Genomic DNA, 26,521 nt, shown 5'->3' with positions numbered 1-26,521 from the left:
GAGTTACGGGGCGGGGGTTGTGGCGTGCGCGCTCACCAGGGCGGCGAGGCGGTCGCCGATGCTCTGGGTGTGGCCGGTGGCGCTGTGGTCCCTCGTGGCGAGGTCGAACGCCACGGCGGCCTCGATGCGGCGGGCCGCGTCGCGGTTGCCGAGGTGGTCGAGCAGCAGGGCCACGGAGAGCACGGCGGCCGTGGGGTCGGCGATGCCCTGGCCCGCGATGTCGGGTGCGCTGCCGTGCACCGGCTCGAACATGCTCGGGTTGCGGCGGCTCACGTCGAGGTTGCCGCTGGCCGCGAGGCCGATGCCCCCGGTGACGGCGGCGGCGAGGTCGGTGAGGATGTCGCCGAAGAGGTTGTCGGTGACGATCACGTCGAACCGGCCGGGGTCGGTGACCAGGTGGATCGTGGTGGCGTCGATGTGCTGGTAGGCCACGCTCACCTCGGGGTGCTCGAGCGAGACCTCCTCCACCAGCCGCGACCACAGGCGCCCGGAGTAGCTCAGCACGTTGGTCTTGTGCACGAGCGTGAGGTGCTTGCGGGAACGGCGGGAGGCGCGGCTGAAGGCGTCACGGACGACGCGCTCCACGCCGTAGGCCGTGTTGACGCTGACCTCGGTGGCGATCTCCTGCGGCGTGTCCTTGCGGAGCAGGCCGCCGGTGCCGACGTACGGGCCCTCTGTGCCCTCCCGCACCACCAGCAGGTCGATCTCGTTGTTGCCGGCGAGCGGACCGCGGACGCCGGGGTAGAGCCGGGCCGGGCGCAGGTTCACGTGGTGGTCGAGCTCGAAGCGCAGGCGCAGCAGGAGTCCGCGCTCCAGGATGCCGCTGGGCACGGACGGGTCGCCCACGGCGCCGAGCAGGATCGCGTCATGCTCCTGCAGCTCCGTGAGGACCGACTCGGGCAGCAGCTCGCCGGTGGAGTGCCAGCGCGCCGCACCGAGGTCGTAGGTCGTGGTCGCCGCACCGGGCTCGACCTCGTTGAGGACCTTCAGCGCCTCGTCGATGACCTCCGGCCCGATGCCGTCTCCGGGAATGACCGCAAGGCGCATTACCGATGTCCTCTCTCCAGTTGACCCCGAAACAGCCGGGCGCACGTTACCCGCTGCAACGATGCCGCTAAGCTCTCCGCCATCCGATCGTGGTCACCCCATCGGATGGAACTGATGCGGAAGCGAGGCAGTCAGGACCTCCCCTGGTGCGACACGCCCCCATGCGGGCCATTCTGCCCCCGCCCATCTGCCGGGTTGTGCCCCACCCCCGCATGCCCTCACCCGGATGCCGGTGGCTGGTGTCGACTCGGACGTGTCCTCGCAGGTCAGAGCATCACCCGTTCGCCGAGGCAACGCTGCTCACAGCCATCAGCACCGGCGATTCGCCGCCTGCGCAGCGGCCGCTGTGGTCGTCCACCGGACGCCGGCGTGCGCCGCCGGGGCGGCCTTGGCGCCACCGCGCGGAGGCGGCGGCGCTCGGGGTGGTTTTCAGGCTCCAGGCGAGGTCAGGACCCTGTTCGACGTGACGGATGACGCGCCACCCGCCCCCGCCCCGCAGGCGCGACGGCACCACGGGGAGAGGGTGGACGACCGCGACGGGTGACGCGGCCGGGCTCCGGATTCACCGGATCCGACGGCGTCACCCGTACCACCGGACGGACGCGACACGGTGCGCAGTGGGTACCCGAACGGGTCAGTCGGTGTCGAAGGAGATCAACCGGGTGGTGCGGGCGCCCACCGAGGCGCCGATCGGCTCCAGCACGCCCGGGTCGACGGCCCGGTCGACGCGCAGGAGCATGATCGCGTCGGTGCCGTCGGTGGTCTGGCTGATCTGCGCCGCCTCGATGTTGACCGCGGCCTCGCCGAGCAGCGAGCCCACGCGGCCCATGACGCCGGGCCGGTCGGAGTACTCGAGGAGCAGCACGTCACCCTCGGCCCGCAGGTCGAAGTGGCGCCCGTTGACCTCGACGAGCTTCTCCACCTGGGCGCGCCCGGTGAGCGTGCCGGAGACCGTGATGGACGTGCCGTCGGGCATGGCGGCGCGCAGCTGCACGACGCTGCGGTGGTTCTCGCTCTCGGGCGCGGTGGTCACCTCGACCTCGACGCCCCGCTCCGCGGCGATGCCCGGCACGTTGACGAACGTGACCTGGTCCTCGACGACGTGGGTGAAGACGCCGCGCAGCGCGGCCAGCGCCAGTACCGAGACGTCCTCGGCCGCGAGCTCACCGGCGACGTCCACGGTGACCGAGCTGGGCAGCCGGCCGGCGACGGCGTGGAGCACCGTGCCGAGCTTCTGCGTGAGCGGCAGCCAGGGCCGGACCTCCTCGCCCACCACGCCGGTGACCTGCACGTTGACCGCGTCCGGCACGAACTCACCGGCGAGCGCCAGCTGCACCGAGCGGGCGACGTCGGTGCCCGCTCGGTCCTGGGCCTCGTCGGTGGATGCGCCCAGGTGCGGGGTGACGACCACCTGCGGCAGCTCGAACAGGGGGCTCGAGGTGGTGGGCTCGGTGACGTAGACGTCGATGCCGGCACCGCCGACGTGGCCGCTGCGCACGGCCTCGGCCAGCGCGTCCTCGTCGACCAGGCCACCGCGCGCCGCGTTGACGATGATCACGCCGGGCTTGGTGAGCGCGAGCTGGTCCTTGCCGATGAGCCCGAGGGTCTCGGCCGTCTTGGGCAGGTGGATCGAGATCGCGTCGGCGCGCCGCAGCAGATCCTCGAGGCTCACCAGCTCGATGCCGAGCTGGCCGGCCCGGGCCGGGGCGACGTACGGGTCGTAGGCGATCAGCTCGACGCCGAACGCGGCGAGGCGCTGGGCCACCAGCTGACCGATCTTGCCCAGCCCGACGATGCCGACGAGCTTGCCGTTGAGCTCGACACCGGTGAACGAGCTGCGCTTCCACTGCCCGGAGCGCAGGCTCGCGTCGGCCGCGGGGATGTGGCGCGCGGCCGACAGCAGCAGCGCGACGGCGTGCTCGGCGGCGGAGACGATGTTGGAGGTCGGGGCGTTCACGACCATGACGCCGCGGGCCGTGGCGGCCGGCACGTCGACGTTGTCCAGGCCGACGCCGGCGCGGGCGACGACCTTCAGGCGCGTGGACGCGGCGAGAGCTTCGGCATCGACCTTGGTGGCGGAGCGGACGAGGACGGCATCGGCGTCGGCGATCGCGGCCAGGAGAGCGGGGCGGTCGGTGCCGTCCACGTGGCGGATCTCGACGTCGTCGCCGAGCAGCGCCACCGCTGAGGGGGCGAGCTTCTCGGCGAGCAGGACGACAGGGCGGGCGACGGTGGTCACGACGGTTGCAGTGCTCCCCGGATCGGCGGCTGGGTACGTGCCCGATGGTAGTTGCGCTCCACGACCGGTGGGCCGGCGGCGTGGGCGGTGCAACACGCTGAACAGGACGAACGGTAGGGGCAGCCCACCCTCGGGACGAACCATCGGCACGATCGCACTCGCACCAGGGCCGGGCTGCGTTAACCGGGCTCCGGCGCGCGGGCGGCGCTCCCGACCGGATCCACCGGTCGAGAGCACCGCTCGCGCGAACGGCTCCTGCGGCTCAGGTGGCCTTCGAGCCGACCCAGCTCATGAGGCCGCGCAGCTTCTCGCCGACCTGCTCGATCGGGTGCTCGGCACCCTCCTTCTGGAGGCGGCTGAAGTTCGGGCGGCCCGCCTCGTCCTCGGCCACCCACTCCTGCGCGAAGCGGCCGTCCTGGATCTCGGCGAGGATCTTGCGCATCTCGTCCTTGACGGCCGGCGTGATCACCCGCGGGCCGCGGGTGAGGTCGCCGTACTCGGCCGTGTCGGAGATCGAGAAGCGCTCGTTGGCGATGCCGCCCTCGTACATCAGGTCGACGATCAGCTTGAGCTCGTGCAGGCACTCGAAGTACGCGATCTCCGGCGCGTAGCCGGCCTCCGTGAGCACCTCGAACCCGGTCTGGACGAGCGCGGCGGCGCCACCACAGAGCACGGCCTGCTCACCGAACAGGTCGGTCTCGGTCTCCTCCTTGAACGTGGTCTCGATGACGCCCGCGCGGGCGCCGCCGATGGCCGCGGCGTAGGAGAGGGCGAGGGCCTTCGCGTTGCCGCTCGGGTCCTGCTCGACGGCGATCAGGCAGGGCACGCCCTTGCCGTCGACGAACTGGCGGCGCACGAGGTGGCCGGGCCCCTTCGGGGCGACCATCGCCACGTCGACGTCGGCAGGCGGCTTGATCAGCTCGTAGCGGATGTTGAAGCCGTGCCCGAAGAAGATCGCGTCGCCCGGCTGGAGGTGCGGCGCGATGTCGTCGGAGTAGATGTGGCGCTGCTTGGTGTCGGGCGCCAGGATCATGATCAGGTCGGCCTCGGCGGACGCCTCGGCGGGCGTCACCACCCGCAGGCCCTCGTCCGCCGCCTTCGCGCGGCTCTTCGAGCCCTCGGGCAGCCCGATCCGGACGTCGACCCCCGAGTCGCGCAGCGAGAGCGCGTGCGCGTGGCCCTGGCTGCCGTAGCCGATCACCGCGACCTTGCGGCCCTGGATGATCGAGAGATCGGCGTCGTCGTCGTAGTAGATGTTCACAGCCATGACTGGTGAAGGGTCCTTTCGGGGGTTGCTTAACGGATGGCAGCGGCGGCGGTGATCGAGCGGGGACCGCGGCCGACGGCCACCATCCCGGACTGCACCATCTCGCGGATGCCGAACGGCTCGAGGTTCTTGAGCAGGGCGCTGAGCTTGTCGGCGGTGCCGGTGGCCTCGATCGTGAGCGCCTCCGGCGTCACGTCCACCGCCTTGGCCCGGAACAGGTTGACGATCTCGAGCACCTGGCTGCGCACGCCGGGGTCGGCACGCACCTTGACCAGCAGGAGCTCGCGCTGCACGGATGCGGCAGGCTCGAGCTCCACGATCTTGATCACGTGGATGAGCTTGTTGAGCTGCTTGGTGACCTGCTCGAGGGGGAAGTCGTCGACCGCCACGACGATGGTCATGCGCGAGATGTCGGGGTGCTCGGTGGGCCCGACGGCGAGGGACTCGATGTTGAAGCCCCGCCGCGAGAACAGGCCCGAGATCCGGGCGAGCACACCCGGCTTGTCCTCGACGAGCACCGACAGCGTGTGCCGCTGGATCACGACTCCTCACCCTGCCTCATGGCCTCAGCCGCGACGGAGCCGGTGCCGGCGTCGTCGGCGACGATCTCGTCGGTGTCGAAGAGCGGCCGGATGTTGCGGGCCGCCATGATCTCGGAGTTGCCGGTGCCCGCGGCCACCATGGGCCACACCTGCGCGTCGGCGCCGACCACGAAGTCGATCACGACCGGGCGGTCGTTGATCTCCATCGCCTGCTGGATGACCTTGTCGACCTCGTCCTTGGACTCCGCGCGCAGGCCGACGCAGCCCATCGCCTCGGCCAGCAGCAGGAAGTCCGGGATGCGGTGCTTGTGCGTGCCGAGGTCGCTCTGCGAGTAGCGCTCCGAGTAGAAGAGCGTCTGCCACTGCCGGATCATGCCGAGGTTGCCGTTGTTGATGACGGCGACCTTGATCGGGATGCCCTCGAGCGCGCAGGTGGCGAGCTCCTGGTTGGTCATCTGGAAGCAGCCGTCGCCGTCGATGGCCCACACGACGCCCTCCGGAAGGCCCATCTTGGCGCCCATCGCGGCAGGTACCGCGTAGCCCATCGTGCCGAGTCCGCCCGAGTTGAGCCACGTGCGCGGCTTCTCGTACCTGACGAACTGCGCGGCCCACATCTGGTGCTGCCCGACGCCCGCCACGTACACGGCGTCCGGACCCGCGATCTGCCCGATCCGCTCGATCACGTACTCGGGTGACAGCGAGCCGTCGGCCGGCCAGTCGTAGCCCAGCGGGTAGGTGGAGCGCAGCCCGTCGAGCCTCGACCACCATGCGGTGAGGTCGGTGTGGCCGCGCTCGGCCCGCTCGGTGCGCAGCGCGTCGATGAGCTCGGCGATGACCTCCTTGGCGTCGCCCACGATCGGGACGTCCGCTCGGCGGTTCTTGGAGATCTCGGCCGGGTCGATGTCGGCGTGCACGACCGCCGCGTCGGGCGCGAAGCTGGCGAGATGGCCGGTGACCCGGTCGTCGAACCGCGCCCCGAGCGCGACGAGCAGGTCGGACTCCTGCATGGCGGCCACCGCGGTGACGGTGCCGTGCATGCCGGGCATCCCGACGTGCTGGCGGTGGCTGTCCGGGAAGACGCCGCGGGCCATCAGCGTGGTGACCACCGGGATACCGGTGAGCTCCGCCAGCTCCAGGAGCTCGGGCGAGGCCTCCGCCTTGAGCACGCCGCCACCGACGTAGAGCACCGGCCGCTGCGCCGAGCTGATCAGCTTGGCGGCCTCCCGGATCTGCTTGCCGTGCGGCCGGGTGGTGGGCCGGTAGCCGGGCAGCTGCAGCTCGGGGGGCCAGGAGAACGTGGTGCGCTCCTGCAGCACGTCCTTCGGGATGTCCACCAGCACCGGGCCGGGTCGGCCCGTGGACGCCAGGTGGAACGCCTCCGCGATGGCGCGCGGGATCTCCGCCGCGTCGGTCACGAGGGTGTTGTGCTTGGTCACCGGCATGGTGATGCCGGTGATGTCCGCTTCCTGGAACGCGTCGGTGCCGATCAGCGCGCGGGTCTGCTGACCGGTGATCGCGACGATCGGGACGGAGTCCATGTAGGCGTCGGCGACCGGGGTGACGAGGTTGGTCGCGCCCGGCCCCGACGTCGCCATGCAGACACCCACCTTGCCGGTGGCCTGCGCGTACCCGGTGGCCGCGTGCCCCGCGCCCTGCTCATGGCGGACCAGCACGTGCCGCACGCGCGTCGAGTCGAGTAGCGGGTCGTAGGCGGGGAGGATGGTGCCGCCCGGAATACCGAAGACGACCTCGCAGCCCACCTCCTCGAGCGAGCGGACGAGCGACTGGGCGCCGGTCATGGGCACCCGGTCGAAGCGCAGGCCGGGAACGGCCTGCACCGGCGCCTGCTGGGCAGGGCTCGAACCGGGTTGGGAGCCCTGACGGCCCGGCGGCGGCGCCGGCTTCGGTCCCGACGGTCCGGGGACCGGGCCGGAACGGGGCGTTGCGGTGGTCATCTACGGTCAGCTCCGGGAGTTGGGGCCAGACATGAAAAAACCCCCGACCGCCGGGAGGCGGAACGAGGGTGGCGCGTCGACGACCGAGGGCTCGCTCAGGCGTGGACGCGCCTGCGAAGTACGAGCACCCGGACGGCTGACATGACCGGGACGCTAGACGCCCGCCGGTCGAGGCGTCAAATTTCCTGGGACCGATGTACCAGATGGTGGGACGCCTCCGACGGTCCGGGCCCGGTTGTCCGAATACCGGCGAGCCCGGACCCGACCGCCCACCCGCAGGTGGGGATCGGTCCCGGATGAGACGATGGCCGGGTGAGCACCACCGGCGACGAGCCAACCCCCCGCGCTGTCTTCCGCATCTCGCCGCTGACCAACCTCGCGGCGATCGGGATCGCGGTGTGCGCCACGCCGTTCGCGGCCTCCGGCCCGTTCCTGTGGCTGGTGTACCTCGTACCGATCGCGATGATCGTACGGACGCTGCGGGTGCGCACCGTCGCCGATCCGGACGCGCTGACCATCCGCCGGATCGTCGGCGGCCGGCGCGTACCGTGGCCTGAGATCAGCTCGCTGCGCCTCGGCCACCGCTCACGACTGCGGGGTCGCGCCGGGGTCAGCGCGGTGCTGGCCGACGGTGCCGAGCTACCGCTCCCGGCCGTCGGAGTCCGAGACCTGCCCCAGCTCGCCGCCGTCAGCGGTGGCAGGCTGCCCGACCCGGCTGGAGAGTGAGCCCGATGCCGGCTCTGCGTTCCCGCGTCACCACCCACGGCCGCAACGCCGCCGGAGCACGTTCGCTCTGGCGCGCCACCGGCATGACCGACGACGACTTCGGCAGGCCGATCGTCGCCATCGCCAACTCCTACACGCAGTTCGTGCCCGGGCACGTGCACCTCAAGGACCTCGGCGACCTCGTCGCGGGAGCCATCCGCGAGGCGGGCGGCGTGGCGCGGGAGTTCCACACGATCGCCGTCGACGACGGCATCGCCATGGGCCACGGCGGCATGCTCTACTCGCTGCCCAGCCGCGAGGTGATCGCCGACGCCGTCGAGTACATGGTCAACGGCCACGCCGCCGACGCGCTGGTCTGCATCTCGAACTGCGACAAGATCACCCCCGGCATGCTGAACGCGGCGATGCGGCTGAACATCCCCACCGTGTTCGTCTCCGGCGGCCCGATGGAGGCCGGGAAGGCCGTCGTCGTCGACGGGGTGGCCCAGGCGCCCACCGACCTCATCACGGCGATCTCGGCGTCCGCCTCGCCGCAGGTGGACGACAGCGGCCTGGACCTCGTCGAGCGTTCGGCGTGCCCGACGTGCGGCTCCTGCTCCGGGATGTTCACCGCCAACTCGATGAACTGCCTCACCGAGGCGCTCGGGCTCGCCCTGCCCGGCAACGGCTCCACCCTGGCCACGCACGCCGCCCGCCGCGAGCTGTTCCTCGAGGCGGGCCGCACGGTGATGGCGCTCGCGAAGCGCTGGTACGCCGAGGACGACGCCTCCGTGCTGCCGCGGTCGATCGCCACCCGCAAGGCGTTCGAGAACGCGATGGCGCTCGACGTGGCCATGGGCGGCTCCACCAACACCGTGCTGCACATCCTCGCCGCCGCGCAGGAGGGCGAGATCGACTTCGACCTGGAGGCGATCGACGCGGTGTCGCGGCGGGTGCCGTGCCTGTCGAAGGTGTCGCCCAACTCGAACTACCACATGGAGGACGTCCACCGCGCCGGCGGCATCCCCGCCATCCTGGGCGAGCTGTGGCGGGCCGGCCTGCTCAACGAGGACGTGCACACGGTGCACTCCCCGTCGATGCGGGAGTGGCTCTCCGAGTGGGACGTCCGCGCGCAGGCGCCGTCGGAGAAGGCCGTGGAGCTGTACCACGCGGCACCGGGCGGGGTGCGCACCACGGAGGCGTTCTCCACGGAGAACCGCTGGTCCTCGCTCGACACCGACGCGGCGGGCGGGTGCATCCGCGACGCCGAGCACGCCTACACCGCCGACGGCGGCCTCGCCGTGCTGCGCGGCAACATCGCGCCCGACGGGGCCGTCATCAAGACCGCCGGCATCCCCGAGGACATCTGGCGCTTCTCCGGCCCCGCCCGCGTGGTGGAGAGCCAGGAGGAGGCCGTGTCGGTGATCCTCACCAAGCAGATCCAGCCCGGTGACGTGCTCGTGGTGCGCTACGAGGGCCCCGCGGGCGGGCCGGGGATGCAGGAGATGCTGCACCCCACCGCGTTCCTCAAGGGGGCGGGCCTCGGCGCGAAGTGCGCCCTGATCACCGACGGCCGCTTCTCCGGCGGCTCGAGCGGCATCTCGGTGGGGCACATCTCCCCCGAGGCCGCCGCCGGTGGTGTCATCGGCCTGATCGAGGACGGCGACACGGTGCTGATCGACGTCCGGAGCCGGACGCTCGAGGTGCAGGTCGCCGACGAGGTGCTGGCCGAGCGCCGGGCCAAGATGGACGCCTCCGAGCGCCCGTGGCAGCCGAAGGACCGGGACCGCCAGGTGAGCAAGGCGCTGCGCGCCTACGCGGCACTGGCCACGAGCGCCCACACGGGAGCGGTCCGCCGGGTCCCGTAGGACCCCCCGAAGTTCAGGAAAGCCACTTTCAGGCCCGCAGAGGGCAGGAAAGTGGCTTTCCTGAACCCGTCACACGGGGGTACGGAGCAGGACGAACACCAGCACGCCCGCCGCCACACCCACGATCAGCGCGAGCACGCCCCACGGGGCGGGGCGGCGGTGCCAGGTGCGGCCGTTGTCCAGTGCGATCCGTCCCGGCCCGGTGAAGATGAGCGCGGCGGCCGCGAGCCCGAGCACGACGTCCAGCTCCACGGCGTCGGCCCCCGCGGCCGAAGCGATGAAGAACCCGCTCGCCATCTTGACGAGCACCGCGTTGATCTTGATGGCGAGCAGGGCTGCGGCCGCGAGCGGTGTGACCACCCCCAGCACCACGAACGCCCCGGCCACCAGCTCGACGATCCCGGTGACCCAGGACAGGGTGGTGGTCTGCTGGTAGCCGAACCGGTCGAGCAGGCGGGCGAACCCCGCGACGCCCGGCCCGTCCCACATCCCGAAGACCTTCTGCATCCCGTGGGCGAAGAACGTGCCACCCACGGCGAACCGCAGGATCAGCAGCCCGACGTCGGTGCCGCCGTTCCAGGTCAGTGGCCTGCGGGTGGGGCGGGTGTCGCCCGGCTCCGACCCACCGAAACCGCTGCGGCCCGAACCGGGGAGTATCGACGTCGGCTGGTCGGTCATGCGCAGGGAGATTAGTCCCCAACGGCACGTTCGCCCAGGTGGCGACGGCGGATTCGCGGGATCAGTACCCGTTCTCGACGAGGTTCGGCGGCCGCTCACCCCGCGCGTACGCACCGAGCTGCTCGGCCACCACCTCGTAGGCGCGCCGCATCGTGTTCGGGACGCTGCCGCCGACGTGCGGCGTGATCAGCAGCCCCGGAGCCGTCCACAGTGGATGGTCAGCGGGCAGCGGCTCCGGATCCGTCACGTCGAGCGCGCCGCGCAGCCGCCCGCTCGTCAGCTCGGCGGTGAGCGCGTCGGTGTCGGCGACGGGGCCGCGTGCCGCGTTGACCAGCACCGCCCCGTCGGGCATCGCGGCGAGGAACCGGGCGTCGACGAGCCCGCGGGTGTCGTCGGTGAGGGGCACGATCACCACGCAGGCGTCGTGGTGGGGCAGCAGGTCGTGCACCTCGTCGATGCCGTGTACGCCCGTCCTGGCCGTGCGGCCCACGAGCGTGACGTCCACGTCGAACGGGGCCAGGCGGCGCGCCGTGTTCTCGGCGACGTCCCCCGCACCCACCACGAGCACGCGCTTGCCGGCCAGCTCCTCGGTGTAGTGGTAGTCCCAGCGTCGCTCGTCCTGCGCGCGGACGAAGCGCGGGAGGTCGCGGTACACGGCGAGGAGGACCGCGACGACCCACTCCGCGGTGGCGCCCCCGTGGGCGCCCCGGCAGTCCGACAGCGCGACTCCGTCGGGGAGCCGGCCGACCCAGTGCTCCGCCCCCGCCGAGAGGAGCTGGACAAGCTGCAGGTTCGGCAGCTTCGCCGTCATGGCCACGGCCTCCTGTGTCGCCAGGAAGTCGGGGACCAGTACCTGTGCGGTCTCGGCGGCCTCGGGAAGCTCGCCGTCGACGTCGTACCGCACCGGGGAGATGCCGGGGACATCGGCGAGAGCCGACATCCCCTCGTCGTGCGGAACCAGAACAACGATGTCGCCCATGTCCCGACCCTAATGTCCGGCCGGAGAGGTGGCGGGCACCGTTCACGGGCCGCTCACCCCGTGCCGCATAGCCTGGGCCGCGTGGGAGGACGGGTGCGGCGGGCGGCGGCGACGGCGTTGCTGGGCCTGCTGCTGGCCGGGTGCGCGACGTTCCCCGACCAGGGCCCGCGGGAGTGGCGGGAGCAGGTGGAGGGCGCGGGTGAGCTCGGCGGTCCGCCGGTGGTCCCCGAACCCTCCCAGCCACCGGCACCGCCACCGGGGGGCAGCGCCGGGCAGCCCGGCTCGCCCCAGCCGCCCGGCGGCTGCGTCGACCCCGACCCGCAGGTCGTGGCCACGTGCCTGGAGCCCGTCGGCGCGATCGCGGTGCTGCCCGACGGCCGGTCGGCGCTCGTGGCCGAGCGGGCCACCGGGCGCGTGCTGCGGGTACAGCGGGGCTCCGACCCGGTACTGGTCACCACCGTCCCGGTCGACGCGAGCGGCGGCGGTGGTCTCACCGGCCTCGTCCTCTCGCCGTCGTACAAGGAGGACCAGCTCGTCTACGCCTACGCCACCACGCGCGAGGACAACCGCGTGCTGCGGATCGCCCCGGGGGAGGCGCCCAAGCCCGTGCTCACCGGCATCCCCCGCGGGCCCCGCAACAACGGCGGGGCGCTCGGCGTGGACGTCGACGGGTCGCTGCTGGTGGCCACGGGCGACGCGGGGGGCGACCCGGCGGTGCCGGGCTCGCTCGCCGGCAAGCTGCTGCGCATCGACACGCTGGGCCGGCCGGCGGAGGGCAACCCGGATCCCGGATCGCGCGTGCTCAGCTCGGGGCTGCGGGCGCCTGCCGGGATCTGCACCGACCCCGTGACCACGATGGCCTGGGTGACCGACCGGACCGGCACCCAGGACGTGCTGCACCTGGTGGTGCCGGGCCCGCTTCCCGCCCCGGCCTGGACCTGGCCCGACCGCCCCGGCGTCGCCGGGTGTGTGGCCCAGCCGGGGATGGTCGCGATCGCGCTGACCGGGGCCGCGGCACTGTTCGTGCTGCATCCCGGCGAGAACGCGGTGTTCACCGGCACCCCCGAGAAGATGCTCACCGGCACCTACGGCCGGCTGTCGGCGGCTGCCCTGGCTCCGGACGGCCTGCTCTGGCTGGGCACCGTCAACAAGGCGGGCGGCGCTCCCGTGCCCAGCGACGACCGGGTGATCCGCATCCAGCCGCCGTCAGGTGGCGGGGAGAGCCGCACCTGACGGCGCACCGGAGCGTCAGGCCGCCCGGGTGCCGCCCGCGCGGGCCATGGCGAGCGCGATGACCTGCGTGCGCTGGGTGGCGGAGAAGTTGTCGTCGCTGACCAGGACCAGGGTCCGCTCGCCGGTGCACACGTCCGGTCCCCAGGTCATGCCCTCGATGTTCTCGAGCCGGTCGAGCCCCATGTCGGCGAGGTCGACGAGCAGTGTCTTGCGCGCAGGCGTGATCGGAGCCCCGACCAGCGACGGCGCAGCGAGCACGTCGGTGGCGCGCGAGACGTCGGCCTCGTAGACGCGGACCCTGTTGCCCCGGCCGGCCACGAAAGCCCGCTCGAGGACGAGGAAGCGGGTGGAGGTGCCCGGGTCGCAGGCGAGGATCGACGACACCCCGGTGTTGCCGTCGGCCGCCGTGCCATCGGGCCCCGGGGGAAGGGGGTCGAGCTCGTATGCGTACTGCGCGAGGATCTTCCCCTCCGACGACTGCACGGTCATCCTCGTCAGACCGCCCGCCAGCACCGTGGGCTCGGGCCCGTCCACCAGCAGCGGGTCCTCCAGTACCGAGACGACCAGGTTGCCGTGGCCGGCGTACGTGACGCTCTCGATGGCGCGGTCCTGCCTCGGGCCCGGCCCTCCCGAGTACAGCTCGGTGCACGGGACCGGGAGGTCGCGGACGAAGCACCCGTCGGGGGTCGAGATGCGCAGCGCCGGGTCGACCACGATGCGCTCGCCCGCACCGGACTCGGCGAGGATCCCCTCCTGGCTCCACAGCATGTAGCCGGTGCGCGGGTCCACCCGGATCTCCTCGGGATCCACGGTCCCGAAGACGCCGCGGTCGGCCGGCGGGAAGCCGAACTGCTCGGGTCCCCATTCGTCGAGGGACGGATAAGCCTTTCCGTCCGGCCGTCGGAAGAATGTCACCCCCGTCAGGACGATGTCGTGCAGTCCGCCGGCATCGAGTTCGATCTGCGCGGTGTAGAAGCGCGCCGGTGCGAGAACGGACCGGTCGTCACTCACGAGCAGGTATCGAGCGGTGCGGGTGTCGTAGTCGATGCCGGACAACCCGCCGACCGTCGTTCCGCGAAACTGCAGGTGGTGCGGCAGGATGCGGGCGCCGAGCAGACGAACCGGGCCGTAACGGCACCTGGTCCGCTGCCACCCGGCGCGGCACTTCTCCTCCATCGGTACCCCCCATGCATTCGTGACTCGTGTGCAGCGCGGGTTTTCCGCGGTCACGCCAACTCCAACGGATGCGGGGCCGCCGTCGGCACATGAACGTGGACGGAATCACATCCGTGCGGGCCCGCCATCGGGATATTCGAATAACCGCAATACCGACGCCCCCGACACGTCACCGGTTCACAACGCGCGCTTCAACCGGCGCCGCACGTCGAGGATCGGTGCGGCGGCGGTGACCGTGCGCTCGCCCGTGTCGTAACCGAGGTGCGGGTTGCGGTGGCGGCTCCGGCCGGGGACCACGGCGGGAGCCCGCAGGTGCACCTCGGGCACGCCGGTGCGGTCCACGATCTCGACCACGTTCCCGCCCCGGACTGACCCGCCCGCCATCACGGTGATGCGCCCCTCGGCGCGCCCCACGAGGTCGGCGAGCACGGCGGCACCGTCGAGCGCGGTGGCCCGGCCGCCGGAGGTGAGTACGCGGGCCACGCCGAGCCCGCTCAGCACGTCGAGTGCGGCCGCCAGGTCCCGGGTCGCGTCGAACGCCCGGTGGAAGGTCACGGGCGCGTCCCCGCACGCCTCCAGCATTGTCCGCAGCACTGGGACGTCGACCTCGCCGTCCGGCGTCAGGGCGCCGAGCACGAACCCCACGGGCAGCGGTGAGCCCGCCCGCAGCCGCGTCACCGCCCGGATGTCCGCGCACATGACGCCCACCTCGTCGGGCGTGTGGACGAAGTCGCCGCCGCGCGGGCGCACCAGCACGTTGACGCCGATGCCGCGGACCGTGCCGAGCACCGCCTCGACCGTGCCGATGCTGGGCGTCGTGCCGCCCTCGGCCAGCCCGGCGCACAGCTCCAGGCGGTCCGCCCCGGCGTCCTCGGCGACCCGTGCCCCGGCGACGTCGTCCAGGCACACCTCCACGACCGTCACGGCTCACCCGTCACGGGATCAGCTCCGGTTCGAGCGCGGGCGGGTCCATGAGCGGCTGGAACGGGTAGACCGGCCCGTCGAGGTCGTGGTGCCCCAGCCGCAGCAGGTCCTGGTCGACGCCGCCCGGTGTGAGCGCGAGCATCCAGCCTGCGGACATCTCGAACAGCTCCGGTTGCAGGTAGCCGATCTTGACCACCACGAGGTCAGCGCCGTGGCGGGGGTCGAGGCCGAGGCGGGTGAAGTCCACCTCGTCGTGGAACGGGCGCCGCCGCTCGGTGATGATCACCGAGATCGCCCCGGCCGCGACGACGGCCAGGACGCCGCCGCGCGGGTCGTCGGGCACCACGGCGGTGACGGTGCCGGTCAGCTCGGCGGGAGGCGCGGAGGCCGTGTCGATCTTGCCGCCGACGCTGAGCGAGACGGTGGCGCCCACCCCCGCCGCGGCGGCCGCCCGGGCCGAGTCGGCGTCGGCGATGCTCGCGTAGATCACCGTGGCGCCACTGGCCGCCAGGTCCCCGTCGGCCAGCAGCTCCCGCAGCGCGTAGGAGGCGTCCCCGGCCCCGCCCGCCGTGGGGTTGTCGCCGGAGTCGCTGATGTAGAACGGCCGCTGCGGGCTCGCGAGCGCGGCACGGACGCACTCGGCCAGCGGGGCGGACGGGGCGGCGAGCCCGAAGTCGGCTCGGGCGTCCCAGTAGCTGCGGGCCAGCTCCCTGGCGCCCGCCAGCAGCGTCTCCTCGTCGTCGCCGGAGACCACCACGGCGGCGCGGTTGCGCGGCTCGTCGGCCCACACGTAGCCGACCCAGACGGCGGCGTCGAGCACGCCGGCCTGCGCCTCCACCTGCGGAACCCTGGCGTAGATGCTCTTGGCCGGGTCCACGCGCGTGCTGGTGCGCTCACCGGGGAGCAGGACGGGCACCTGCACCCACGCCTTCTTCGGCCGGCCACCGGCCCGCAGCCGCGACACGAGGTTGCGCGCGGCGCGGGCCCGCGACTCCCACGCGTCCTCGTGCGGGGCCATCCGGTAGCAGGTGATGAGGTCGACGGCCGTCGCCAGCTCCCGCGACACGTTGCCGTGCAGGTCCATGGACGCCGACAGCAGCACGTCCGGCCCGACGACGGCGCGGACCTCCCGGGTGAGCCGGGCCTCGGCGTCGCGCCTGCCCTGCACCGTCATGGCGCCGTGGATGTCGAGGAAGACGCCGTCGAGCGGGCCGGCGGCGCCGAGCCGCTCCAGCGTCTCGGCCTCGAGCGTGTCGTAGGCGTCGGGCAGCACCGGGCCGCCCGGCATGGCGGCGGCGTGCACCAGCGGCACCCACTCCACGTCCCGTGCCCAGGCGTGCTCGGGGACATCGGGCCTGCGGAGGAAGTCGTAGCGGTCCAGCAGTTCCTTGCCGCGCACGACGTGGAACTCCTCCAGCGTGGTGCGGTGCAGGCAGAACGTGCTGCTCTCGATGGCGATGCCGGCGATGGCGATGCGCAGCTTCCGGTCGGTCACGGCAGGGATGCCCTTTCGGTGCTGACGAGCCCGGCGGTGCCGGGCGTGGTCGGTTGCGTGATCGGTCAGGCCGGGACCTCCGTGCCGCAGCCCAGCCGGGCCAGCGCGGCCGCGCCGACCGCCACGGCGGCGGCACCGAGCGCGGTCAGCCGGATGTCGGGCAGCGGCCCGAAGAGTGGCGGGTGCGCGGCCACCACCTCGTGCACGACGGGGGCGAGCAGGTCCCACGCGCCCGTCACGCCGCCCCCGACCACCACCCTGTCGGCGGCGAGGAGCCGGGTGGCCGCCACGATCGTCATGCCCAGCGCGCGTGCCGCGTCGGTGAAGACCTCGACGGCCCGTTCGTCGCCCGCCCGGGCCGCCGCCGCGACGTCCGCCGCCGACGCTGCCGTCCCCCCGCGCGCGAGGTAGCGGCGGAGCAGGGAACGGCCTGCGGCCAGCGTCTCCAGGTGACCACGACGTCCGCAGCTGCACGGCTCGTCGCCGTAGCCCGGCAGGTGCCCGAGCTCACCGGCGCCGCCGTCGCGGCCGTGCAGGATCCGCCCGCCCGACCACAGCGCCCCGCCGACGCCGGTGCCGAGCGTGATGCCCACCCCGTCCTCGACGCCGCGCAGCGCACCGGCCGCCACCTCGCCGATGAGGAAGCAGTTCACGTCGTTGTCGGCCACGACCGGCAGGTCGACCCGCTCACCGAGGCCGGCGGCGACGGGCGTGCCCTCCCACCCGTGGAACGAGTCGCTGGCCCGCACGATCCGGCCCGACCGCGGGTCGAGCATGCCGGCGGCGGCCACCCCGACGCCGTGCACGGTGTCGACGGCCTGCCCGCGTAGCCGCAGGACCAGCCGCGCGGCGCCGTCCAGCATCGCGGCGGCGCCGCTGCGCGCCGGGGTCGGGGCGCTCGCCTCCGCTCCCACGAGCAGGTCGTCATCGCACAGGACGGCGTGCGTGGTGGTTCCCCCGATGTCCAACCCGATGAAGGACATGGGTCAGCCGGCCAGAGCGCGGGCGGACTCCCGCAACACGGCGTCGGCCGCGGCGCGCCGCGCCGCCTGCTGGACCGGGTCGGGAACGGGGACGGAGCTGATCAGGAGCCTGGTGTAGTCCTCACGGGGCCGGTGCAGCACGTCCTGCGTCGCGCCTTCCTCGACGATCCGGCCGCCGAGCAGCACCACCACGCGGTGCGCGACGGACTCCACGACCGCGAGGTCGTGGCTGATGAACAGGCACCCGAAGCCGTGCACGGCCTGCAGCTCGGTGAGCAGGCGCAGCACCGTCTCCTGCACCGAGACGTCCAGCGCGCTGGTGGGCTCGTCGGCGATCACCAGGTCCGGCCCCAGGGACAGTGCCCTGGCCAGCCCCACCCGCTGCCGCTGCCCACCCGACATCTCGTGGGGGTAGCGGTCCGCGGCGGCCGCGGGCAGCCGGACGTCGTCGAGCAGCCGCCGCACCCGCTGCTGCCGTTCCGCGCGCGAGCCGACCCGGTGGATCACCATCGGCTCCGCGATGCTGTCGCCGACGGTCATGCGGGGGTCGAGGGCGGACGCCGGGTTCTGCAGGACGACACCCACGCCCCGGCGCACCCTGCGGCCGCGGGAACCGCGCAGCCTGCGCTGGTCGACACCGAGCAGCGTGACGTGCCCCGCCGTCGCGGGCACCAGGCCCAGCGCGCATCGGCCGATGGTCGACTTGCCCGAGCCGGACTCCCCCACCAGCCCGACGACCTCGCCGCGGCGCACCGCGAGCGTGACGTCGTCGACCGCGCGCACCGCGGGCCGTCCCAGCGTGCGGTACTCGACGCGGACGTCCTGCAGGTGGAGCACCGTCGGCGGTCGGTCCGCGGCCGGCTCGTCCGTCGCCGCGGCCCGGGAACCGCTGCCCAGGCGCGGCACGGCGGCGAGCAGCGCCGTCGTGTACTCGTGCTGCGGATCCGTGAGCACCTGCTCGGCGGTGCCGACCTCGACCACGACCCCGTCGCGCATCACCGCGACCCGGTCGGCCAGGTCCGCGACCACCCCCATGTTGTGGGTGATGAGCAGGATGGCCGTGCCCCGGGAGTCGCGCAGCTCGCGCAGCAGCCGCATGATCTGCGCCTGCACGGTCACGTCGAGTGCCGTGGTCGGCTCGTCGGCGATGATCACGGCCGGGTTGCAGGCCACCGCCATCGCGATGACCACGCGCTGGCACAGCCCGCCGGACAGCTGGTGCGGGTAGGCCCGCATCCGCTCGGCGGGCTCGGGGATGCCGACCGCCTCGAGCAGCTCCAGGGTGCGCTCACGCACCTGCGCCGCCGTCAGGTTCTCGTGGTTGGTGAGGGCCTCACCGATCTGGTCGCCCACCGTCAGCACCGGGTTCAGCGCGGTCGTCGGCTCCTGGAACACCATGCCGATCTCGCGCCCGCGCATGTCCCGCAGCTCGGCAGGCCCGAGCCGGGTGACGTCCCGGTCCCCGACGAGCAGCCTGCCCGCCACCTGGGCGTCCGGGGGCAGCAGCCCCATCGCGGCCAGCGCGGTCACGCTCTTGCCGGACCCGGACTCGCCGACCAGGGCGAGCACCTCCCCCCGGCGCAGCTCCAGGTCCACCCCGCGGACCGCGTCGACGCGCGACTCCCCGCCGGGGAAGCTGATGCGCAGGTCGCGGACGGTGAGTACCGGGGCGCTGTCGGCAGCGCTGTCAGCGGCGGCCTCGGTCATCGGCTCCTCCGGATCTCGAAGGCGTCGCGGAGCCCGTCACCGATGAGGTTGAACGCGCAGACGACCAGGACGATGGCCAGCCCCGGCGGGAAGATGAGCCACCACGCGCCGGAGTAGATGTTGGTGACCCCGTCGCTGAGCATGCCGCCCCAGTCCGTGGCGGGCGGCGGGACGCCGAGGCCGAGGAAGCTGACGTAGGCGATGAGCAGGATCGCGTCGGCCACCTGGAAGGTGGCGTTCACGGTGATCGTGCCGACCGTGTTCGGCACGATGTGGCGCAGGATGATCCGCGTACCGCTGCCGCCGACCGCCCGCACCGCGGCCACGTAGTCGCGGGTGCGCAGCGACAGCGCCTCGGCCCGCACCAGCCGGGCCGGCACCAGCCAGGACACGAACCCGAGGATCAGCACCATGCTCGTGACGCTCGGCCGGATGATCGCCGCGGCGGTCAGGAGCAGGAAGAGCGCGGGGATCGCGATCCCGGCGTCGACCACGCGCATCATGACGGCGTCGACCCGGCCGCCGAAGTACCCGGACACGGCCCCGTAGACGGTGCCGATCACGGTGGCCAGCAACCCGGTGGCGATCCCGATGATCAGCGAGGTGCGGCCGCCGATCATCAGGCGGCCGAGCACGTCGTGGCCGACGCCGTCGGTGCCGAGCAGGTGCCCGGCGCTGCCCGGCGGCAGGCTCGCCTCCTGCAGGTTCGTGACGCTCTGGTCGGCCGGGTGGACGAGCGGCCCGAGGAAGCTGAACACCACCAGCAGGCCGACGACCACGAGGCCCGCGGCGGCCAGCCGGTGGCGGACGAGCCTGCGCAGCACCGACGCCGCCCGCGGCGCCGGAACCGTGGCCGGCACCTCGGGTACCGGTGGGGGCTGGGCGACGGCGGTCATCGGTGGGCTCCTCGGACGCGGGGGTCGATCAGCGCCTGCAGCAGGTCGGCGAGCAGGGAGCCGATGACGGTGGCGGTGGCGATGACCAGCACGACACCGAGCAGCACCGGGTAGTCCGAGACCTGCGCCGCGTTCCAGAAGGCGAGGCCCATGCCCGGATAGTTGAAGATCGACTCGGTGACGAGCGCCCCACCGAACAGGACGGGGATGTGGTAGCCGAGCATCGTGATCACCGGCGTGAGGCTGTTGCGCCCCACGTGCCGCCAGATCACCCGGCGCTCGACAGTGCCCTTGGCCCGGGCGGTGCGCACGTAGTCCTCGGCGAGGTTGTCGAGTGTGGACGAACGCATGTACCGGCTGAACGACGCGATGGCCGTGACCGCGCCGGTCGCGACCGGGAGCACCAGCGCGGCGGGTTCGGCGAGGATGCCGGCCAGCGTGTCGGCCTGCGGAGCCTGCGCCGGGAACAGCGGGATGGCCTGCGAGAACAGCAGGATCGCCAGGAAGGCGAGGAAGAACGCCGGCGTGGAGTAGGCCAGGAACGTCAGCGCGGTCACCACGTAGTCGCCCGCGCGGTTGCGCCGGACGGCCTGCCACACACCCAGCGGGACCGCGACGGCCATCGCGACCAGGGTCGAGACCCCCGTCAGCAGCAGCGTCTTGGGCAACCGCTGGGTGACGACGGCCGAGACGTCCTGGTTGAGCGCGAACGACCGTCCGAGGTCACCGTGCAGCAGCCTGCCGAGGTACTGCAGGTACTGCACGACGAGCGGCTGGTCGAAGCCCTGCTGGTGGTTGAAGTCGGCCATCTGCGCCGGTGTGGCGTCGATGCCGAGGATCGCCCGGGCCGGGCCTCCCGGCAGGGAGTGCAGCAGCGCGAACACGATCACCGTCACGATCAGCACCACGACCACGGCCTGCAGCAGGCGGCCGGCGACGTACCGCGTCACTTCGTGCGGTACCAGCGCTGCGGGTGGATGACGGCCTGCGGGTCCTGCGACACGCCCTGCAGGTCCTGCTTGATCGCCGACACCTGGTAAACCGGCTCGGGCAGCCACATTCCAGGCAGGTCGGTGGCCAGCTGCCGGCTGACGGCCTGCATCGCGCTGGGGTCGTTGCTCACCCGGGCGGCGAGCTCAAGCGAGTCGGTCTCGGGGTTGCTGTAGCTGCCGAAGTTGCCGGTGCCCGGTGTGCTGAACTGGCGGTCGGTGAGCGGGTAGGGGTTCAGGTACCACGCACCGCGCGCACCGAAGAACGACGCCTGCCAGCCGCATGCCGCGCCGGGGGCGCAGGGCTTGGTGTCGGCGAGCACGGTGTTGAGCGGCGCGGTGCGGATCGTCATGGCGATCCCGGCCTTGGCCAGCGATGACTGCAGTTCCTGCATCATGGCGTCGGTCTCGCTGGAACCGCTCTGGCTGTACATCTCGAACTGCAGGCGGGTGCCCGCGGCGATCCCGTCACCGCACTGGTCGGCGCCGGTGCCGGGGCGGGCGCACACGACGATCCCGTCGGCGCCGGGTTGCCAGCCGTGGCCGGTGAGCTGCGCCTGGGCCGCTGCGGTGTCGAAGGGGTAGAGGTTCGTCTTCTGCGCGTCGGAGAGGGAGTCGCCCGCCGGCTGCTGGGGCACCGGCCCGTAGGTCGGCACCGCCGTGCCCTTCCAGATGACCTTCGAGATGCCGTCCTGGTCGACCGAGCGCTGGATCGCCTGCCGGACGTAGTCCTGCCGGAACAGCGGGCCCGCGGTGGCGTCATTGAAGTTGTAGGGCGCGAAGTTGATCGCCCAGCCGTCCCAGTTCTGCACCCGGTACTTCAGTCCCTCCACGCGCGGCTTCTGCGCCAGCGAGGCGATGGGGAGGTAGCCGTAGTCGACGTCCCCGGCCAGCACCGCGTTGAACGCGGCGTCCTCGGAGGTGAACGGCAGCAGGTCCACGGTGTCGAGGTGCGCGGCATCGGGGCCGGTGTAGGCGGGGTTCTTCTTGAGCGTGACGCGACCGGTGGTGCTGAAGGCGTCCAGGGTGAACGGACCGTCGACCACCTTCCACAGCGGGTTGGTGGCGTAGGTGTCCAGCGACGACGCCTGGCCGGTGAGGTAGGTCCAGACGCGCTGCGCGCCTGCCGGGTCGCGGTCGAGGTCGCCGACGGGGCCGGCGTCGGAGTCCTTGTCCCAGGCGTGCTGGGGCATGGCGTACATCAGGCTGATCTGGTTGGCCTCGGCCCACTGCTGGTTGTAGGCCTGGTCGAAGGTCATGCTGAACGACTTGTCGTCGACCGTGGTGAAGGCCGTGACGTTGTCGGGGAAGTTGCCCTTGACGTACGACGTCCACCCCGAGGTGTTGGCCTTGATCAGGTTGAACCAGAACTCCACGTCGCGGGACGTGACCGGCTTGCCGTCGCTCCAGCTCTGGCCGCCCAGCGTGATGGTGGCCGTGCGCCCGTCGGCCGACCAGGCCGGGGCGGCCGTCGCCAGGCTGCCCTTGACGTCCAGGCCGAGTTTGCCGCTCTCCGCGGTGTAGGACAGCACCGGCGGCCAGAGTGCGTCCCGGATCGATTGGTTGAACGAGGCGGTCCTGCCCGGGACCCCCAGCGGCAGGATCCAGTTCGGGGTGGAACCGGCCGGCTGGGCGAAGCTGGCCGTGCCGCCCTCCACCGGCGCGCCGCCGCCGGTGCCGGCCTGCTGGCCCGCTCCGCCGCCGCACGCCGCGAGCACGAGGCCCGCGCAGAGCAGAGCGGCGGCCGCGGGGAGGCCTCGAAGTCGCGCGGAAGTCATGCAGCGCAAGGTAGGGCGAAATGGATCATCTCAAGTAGAGGTAGCGGAAGAAGTTAACCGAAGAGAAATCTTAAGTGACAGATCTTGCTTCGCTGTCGAATCAAGTTATCTCACGGCTACCGGGAGCGGCTGGGCGAGCACCCGGTCCAGGACGGAACGCCCGGCGCCGACGAGACCGGCGTCCGCCCCCGCGCTCGCCCTGGCGATGAGCAGCCGCTGCGTCACCAGCGGGTGGCAGCCCTCGTACAGCTGGCTGCGCACGGCGGCCACGAACGGCTCGACCGTGGACAGGCCTCCCCCGAGGAAGACCGCGCCCGGGTTGAAGAAGTTGACCACCGTGCAGAGCACCTCACCGAGGTGCCGCCCCGCGGTGCGCACCAGCGTGGTGGCCTCGGGATCGCCCGAGCGGGCCAGCCGGATCACCTGCGCGGTGTCGGTGACGTCGCGGCCCGCGGCCTGCAGCACCCGCACGAGTGCCGCCCCGCTGGCGATCGTCTCCAGGCAGCCGGTGTTGCCGCAGGAGCACGGGATGTCGCCCCCCGCCGGCACCCTCGCGTGGGAGAAGTCGCCCGCCGCCCCGTCGGCGCCGCGGTACACCACACCGTCCACCACGATCCCGCTGCCGATCGCCGAGCCCGCCTTGACCGTCACGCTGTGCCGCACGGGATGCGCGCTGCTGACGTGCTCGCCCAGCGCCATCAGGTTGGCGTCGTTCTCCACGACCGTGACGACGCCGAACCGCTCCTCCAGCCACCGGCCCACCGGGAAGCCGTCCCAGCCGGGCATGCGGGACGGGCTGTCGGCGCACCGCCGCTCGAGGTCGACGGGCCCCGGCAGCGCGATCCCGATCCCGCTGGCGCCGATCCCCTCCGTTGCCGACTCGCCGCCCGCGCGCCTGCGCACCAGGTCGTCGAACACCCCGCCGAGCAGGTCGAGCGTCGCCTCCGGGCCGGCGCCGGCGGCCACCGGCACCGGGATCTCCTCGACGTCGGACAGGGCGCCGGTGAAGTCGACGACCCCGGCCCGCGCGTGGGTGCCCCCCACGTCGGCGACGAGCACGAACCCACCATCGGAACACAGCTCCAGCAGCCGCGGGCGCCTGCCGCCTCGGGACGGCCCGGCCCCGGTCTCCCGGACGACGCCGAGGTCGATCAGCTCCTGCACCCGCAGCGACACCGTGGAGGCGGCCAGGCCCAGCCCGCGCGCCAGTTCGGTGCGCGACGTGGCCGCCCCGGAGGAGATCAGGGCCACGATGCGGGCGGTCAACGCCGGATCACCGGGCCTGCCGTCGCCGGGCGGCCGCCCGGGAGCGTGCACCATCGCCACTTCCTCCTCGCCTTGTACCAAGTGACGACGGTACAGGGGGGCGCACGCACACTTGGGAGCCGTAATGCTGTGTGCGGGCCCGTCTCAGCAGCACTACGGCTCCATAGTGCGGGGGGCGTCAGTGGTGGCCCCATTGGCCGTGGTGGACCACCTCTTCCGCACCGCGCCTGCCGCGCTTCAGGGACGGGGACGGCGTGTCCGGAGCGCGGTAACCGATCGAGATCACCCCGATCGGCTCGTACCCGTCCGGCACGCCGAACTCCGCGGTGACCGGGGAGACCCGCGAGGGCGAGAGGCCGAAGAAGCACGCCCCCAGCCCCTCGTCCACGACGGTCTGGAGCATCAGCAGCGCCGCCATCCCGGTGTCGATGTACCAGTACGGCATGGGCCAGCGCGCTTCGTCCCGGTCTGTCCAGCCCTTGTCCGGTGCGGCGTAGCGGGAGAGGTAGGCGTCCTTGTGCGCGAACGGGATGATCAGCAACGGGGCGTGCTGCAAGCCGTCCAGCACCCACGCGGACCTCTCGTCGGGCTCGTCCTCGGCGGCAGCCACCCAGAAGCGCTCCCGGTCCTGGGGGCTCTCCAGCGTGAGGAACGCCCAGCCCTGGGTGAAACCGCCGGACGGGGCCCGCAGGGCGTTGGCCAGGATGCGGTCCCGGATCGCGGTCGGGACCGGCCGGTCGGGGTCGTAGTCGCGGACCATGCGCCGCCTGCGGACGACCTCACTGAACTCCATTCGGAAGTCCTACCGCCCGGCCCCCGGCCCCGGGAAGTGATCGTGATCTTCCCGCCGCCACCGAGGTGAGCGTGCGTAACACCGCCGCCATCGTTCGGAAATCCCGCGTTCCTACCGTCGAGGGACGTGGATACGGATCTGTATACGAGAGCGTCGCCGGCCGGTGGCGCCCGGGCGCGGACGAGCAGCTCTCTGGGCGCGGACCTGCAGCAGGTCGTGACGGGCGGGAAGGCCACGGACCGCGTCACGGCCGCCTACGCCCTCATCGACCGGCTCGACCGGCCGGAGGTGTGGATCCACCTGCGGGAGCCCGAGGCGGTGCTCGACGAGGCGGCGGCGCTCGACGCCCGGGCGGCCGACGGCGAGGAGCTCCCGCTGCACGGGGTGCTCGTTGCGGTCAAGGACAACATCGACGTCGCCGGTCTGCCCACCACGGCGGCCTGCCCGTCGTTCGTCCGCATCCCCGAGATGTCCGCGCCCGCGGTCTCCCGGCTCACCCAGCGGGGCGCGATCGTGCTCGGGAAGACCAACCTCGACCAGTTCGCCACCGGGCTGACCGGCTGCCGGAGCCCGTACGGCGCGGTGCGGTGTGCAGGCCTGCCCGATCGCATCTCCGGCGGGTCGAGCTCGGGCTCCGCGGTCGCCGTGGCACTCGGCATCGTCGATCTGGCGCTGGGCACCGACACGGCGGGCTCCGGCCGGGTCCCCGCTGCGTTCCAGGGCATCGTGGGGCTCAAGCCGACCATCGGGTTGGTTCCGACCAGCGGCGTCGTCCCCGCGGCCCGCTCCTACGACTGCGTGAGCGTCTTCGCCGCCGGCGTGGGCGCAGCCGAGCACGCTCTCGCCGCGATGTCCGGGCCCGCCCCGGACCGACCGTGGCGACCGATCCCCGCCGACGCCCCGCTCGCCGCACCAGCGCATCCGACGGTGGCCGTGCCGCTGCCGAGTGACCTCGCCGGCATGTCCGCGGAGCAGCTCGCGGCGTTCGACGCGGCGTGCCACCGGCTCGCCGCCCAGGGCGTCACGATCGTCCCCATCGACGTCGAACCGTTCCTGGCGGCCGGCCGGCTGCTCTACGGCGGCGCTCTGGTGGCAGAGCGGTACGCCGCGGTCGGAGGGGCGGTCGAGTCCGGCGGCGACGAGATCGACCCGAGCGTGCGCGCCATCATCGGCGCCGCACGCACGATCCCCGCCCACCGGCTGGTCGCCGACCTCGAACGGCTCGACCAGCTGAAGGTGGCGGCGGCGCAGCGGCTGACCGGCATGGACGCGCTGCTGCTGCCGACCGTGCCGGAGCACCCCACCCTGGCCGAGGTGGCGCAGGACCCGATCGGGGTGAACACCCGGCTCGGCCGGTTCACCACCTTCGCCAACCTCCTGGACATGGCCGCGATCGCCGTGCCCGCCGGGACGGCGGACGGTGGCCCGTTCGGCGTCTCGATGCTGGCCCCGGCCTTCGCCGACCGGGTGGTCGCGGACATCGCCCGGCTCGTCACCGGTGAGCCCGCCGGCACCGCCCCGGCACCGACCGGGCTGCCCCTGTTCGTGGTCGGCGCGCACCTGTCCGGCCAGCCCCTCAACGGGCAGCTCTCCGGCGCGCGGCTGATCCGACCCGAGCGCACCTCGCCCGAGTACCGCCTGTTCGACCTCGGCACCACCCCGGCCCGGCCGGGGCTCGTGCGCACCGGCCCGAGCGGCCGTCACATCGACGGCGAGCTGTGGTCGCTACCGCCCGCAGTGCTGGGAGAGCTGCTCGCCTCCCTGCCCGCCCCGCTCGCGCTCGGGCCGCTCACCCTCGCAGGCGGCGAGACGGTGACCGGGTTCCTCTGCGACCGCGGCGCCACCGAGCACGCCCGTGACATCTCCGAGCACGGCGGCTGGCGCGCCTACCGCGCCGCGACGGCCGCCGGCTGACCCCACCACCGAGACCGCGACCGGCCCGCGGGGCCCGGGGCCATAAGGCCCCGCCCCCGCGAGTCGCCCGTTTCCGACCCGCGAGTC

General features: G+C 72.8%; 21 protein-coding genes. 4 read left to right on the top strand and 17 right to left on the bottom strand.

Annotated features, from left to right (window positions below; all coding sequences use genetic code 11):
- Positions 1-3: 3 nt before the first annotated feature.
- From HF577_RS04495 to HF577_RS04475, 5 genes are all read right to left on the bottom strand, one after another.
- The gene (locus HF577_RS04495; protein ID WP_169394439.1) at positions 4-1,047 is read right to left on the bottom strand and encodes a 3-isopropylmalate dehydrogenase; all 1,044 of its coding nucleotides are present in this window, start codon (positions 1,045-1,047) and stop codon (positions 4-6) included.
- A gap of 634 nt (positions 1,048-1,681) precedes the next feature.
- Complete coding sequence (serA, locus tag HF577_RS04490; RefSeq protein ID WP_169394438.1) at positions 1,682-3,286, bottom strand: phosphoglycerate dehydrogenase; 1,605 nt, start codon at positions 3,284-3,286, stop codon at positions 1,682-1,684.
- A gap of 262 nt (positions 3,287-3,548) precedes the next feature.
- Positions 3,549-4,553 carry a ketol-acid reductoisomerase gene (gene ilvC, locus HF577_RS04485; RefSeq protein WP_169394437.1) on the bottom strand — a complete coding sequence of 335 codons (1,005 nt, stop codon included), beginning with the start codon at positions 4,551-4,553 and terminating at the stop codon, positions 3,549-3,551.
- A gap of 29 nt (positions 4,554-4,582) precedes the next feature.
- Entirely contained in the window at positions 4,583-5,092 is a 510-nt protein-coding gene (ilvN, locus tag HF577_RS04480) for an acetolactate synthase small subunit (protein WP_169394448.1), read from the bottom strand.
- A complete protein-coding gene (locus HF577_RS04475) occupies positions 5,092-7,050 on the bottom strand; it encodes an acetolactate synthase large subunit (protein WP_169394436.1) in 1,959 nt (652 codons plus the stop codon). The genes ilvN and HF577_RS04475 overlap by 1 nt, the downstream gene beginning before the upstream one ends.
- Positions 7,051-7,362: 312 nt before the next feature.
- Between HF577_RS04475 and HF577_RS39595 the strand changes: the two genes are divergently transcribed.
- Together HF577_RS39595 and ilvD are read left to right on the top strand one after the other, a co-directional pair.
- Positions 7,363-7,776: a PH domain-containing protein gene (locus HF577_RS39595; protein WP_169394435.1), complete on the top strand. Its 414-nt coding sequence runs from the start codon at positions 7,363-7,365 to the stop codon at positions 7,774-7,776.
- A gap of 5 nt (positions 7,777-7,781) precedes the next feature.
- On the top strand, positions 7,782-9,623 hold the full coding sequence (gene ilvD / locus HF577_RS04465; RefSeq protein ID WP_169394434.1) for a dihydroxy-acid dehydratase: 1,842 nt from the start codon (positions 7,782-7,784) through the stop codon (positions 9,621-9,623).
- Positions 9,624-9,692: 69 nt separating this feature from the next.
- On the opposite strand, the gene HF577_RS04460 is transcribed toward ilvD, so the two are convergent.
- Positions 9,693-10,301: a DoxX family protein gene (locus HF577_RS04460; protein WP_169394433.1), complete on the bottom strand. Its 609-nt coding sequence runs from the start codon at positions 10,299-10,301 to the stop codon at positions 9,693-9,695.
- A gap of 61 nt (positions 10,302-10,362) precedes the next feature.
- Positions 10,363-11,280 carry a 2-hydroxyacid dehydrogenase gene (locus HF577_RS04455; protein ID WP_169394432.1) on the bottom strand — a complete coding sequence of 306 codons (918 nt, stop codon included), beginning with the start codon at positions 11,278-11,280 and terminating at the stop codon, positions 10,363-10,365.
- 81 nt (positions 11,281-11,361) lie between these two features.
- Here HF577_RS04455 and HF577_RS04450 point away from each other — a divergent pair, with 81 nt between their 5' ends.
- A complete protein-coding gene (locus HF577_RS04450) occupies positions 11,362-12,513 on the top strand; it encodes a PQQ-dependent sugar dehydrogenase (protein WP_312858939.1) in 1,152 nt (383 codons plus the stop codon).
- A 15-nt stretch (positions 12,514-12,528) separates the two neighbouring features.
- Here HF577_RS04450 and HF577_RS04445 read toward each other — a convergent pair whose 3' ends face one another.
- The 10 genes from HF577_RS04445 to HF577_RS04400 all read right to left on the bottom strand — a co-directional run bounded on the left by HF577_RS04445 (position 12,529) and on the right by HF577_RS04400 (position 24,520).
- Complete coding sequence (locus HF577_RS04445) at positions 12,529-13,689, bottom strand: esterase-like activity of phytase family protein (RefSeq protein ID WP_169394430.1); 1,161 nt, start codon at positions 13,687-13,689, stop codon at positions 12,529-12,531.
- Positions 13,690-13,866: 177 nt separating this feature from the next.
- Entirely contained in the window at positions 13,867-14,613 is a 747-nt protein-coding gene (locus HF577_RS04440; protein WP_169394429.1) for a copper homeostasis protein CutC, read from the bottom strand.
- Between the two features lie 10 nt (positions 14,614-14,623).
- Positions 14,624-16,108, bottom strand: coding sequence for a M81 family metallopeptidase (locus HF577_RS04435; protein ID WP_169394428.1), 1,485 nt, complete (start codon positions 16,106-16,108; stop codon positions 14,624-14,626).
- A 65-nt stretch (positions 16,109-16,173) separates the two neighbouring features.
- Positions 16,174-17,091 (bottom strand): ROK family protein, encoded by a 918-nt coding sequence (locus HF577_RS04430; protein WP_169394427.1) that lies wholly within the window; start codon positions 17,089-17,091, stop codon positions 16,174-16,176.
- Between the two features lie 3 nt (positions 17,092-17,094).
- Positions 17,095-18,798, bottom strand: a complete 1,704-nt coding sequence (locus tag HF577_RS04425; protein WP_169394426.1) for a dipeptide ABC transporter ATP-binding protein — start codon at positions 18,796-18,798, stop codon at positions 17,095-17,097.
- Complete coding sequence (locus tag HF577_RS04420; protein WP_169394425.1) at positions 18,795-19,694, bottom strand: ABC transporter permease; 900 nt, start codon at positions 19,692-19,694, stop codon at positions 18,795-18,797. Before HF577_RS04420 ends, HF577_RS04425 begins: the two co-directional genes overlap by 4 nt.
- Positions 19,691-20,644 (bottom strand): ABC transporter permease, encoded by a 954-nt coding sequence (locus tag HF577_RS04415; RefSeq protein WP_169394424.1) that lies wholly within the window; start codon positions 20,642-20,644, stop codon positions 19,691-19,693. The genes HF577_RS04420 and HF577_RS04415 overlap by 4 nt, the downstream gene beginning before the upstream one ends.
- A complete protein-coding gene (locus tag HF577_RS04410) occupies positions 20,641-22,461 on the bottom strand; it encodes a peptide ABC transporter substrate-binding protein (protein WP_169394423.1) in 1,821 nt (606 codons plus the stop codon). The genes HF577_RS04415 and HF577_RS04410 overlap by 4 nt, the downstream gene beginning before the upstream one ends.
- A gap of 105 nt (positions 22,462-22,566) precedes the next feature.
- Positions 22,567-23,781, bottom strand: a complete 1,215-nt coding sequence (locus tag HF577_RS04405; RefSeq protein ID WP_169394422.1) for an ROK family transcriptional regulator — start codon at positions 23,779-23,781, stop codon at positions 22,567-22,569.
- Between the two features lie 124 nt (positions 23,782-23,905).
- A complete protein-coding gene (locus HF577_RS04400; protein ID WP_169394421.1) occupies positions 23,906-24,520 on the bottom strand; it encodes a nitroreductase family protein in 615 nt (204 codons plus the stop codon).
- A 126-nt stretch (positions 24,521-24,646) separates the two neighbouring features.
- On the opposite strand from HF577_RS04400, the gene atzF reads away from it, so the two are divergent.
- Complete coding sequence (gene atzF, locus HF577_RS04395) at positions 24,647-26,434, top strand: allophanate hydrolase (protein ID WP_312858938.1); 1,788 nt, start codon at positions 24,647-24,649, stop codon at positions 26,432-26,434.
- The last annotated feature ends 87 nt before the right edge of the window (positions 26,435-26,521 follow it).

It is taken from the genome of Pseudonocardia xinjiangensis (genome assembly GCF_012911925.1).
Classification (GTDB): domain Bacteria; phylum Actinomycetota; class Actinomycetes; order Mycobacteriales; family Pseudonocardiaceae; genus Pseudonocardia; species Pseudonocardia xinjiangensis.
This window is presented reverse-complemented; position numbering and strand designations above follow the sequence as displayed.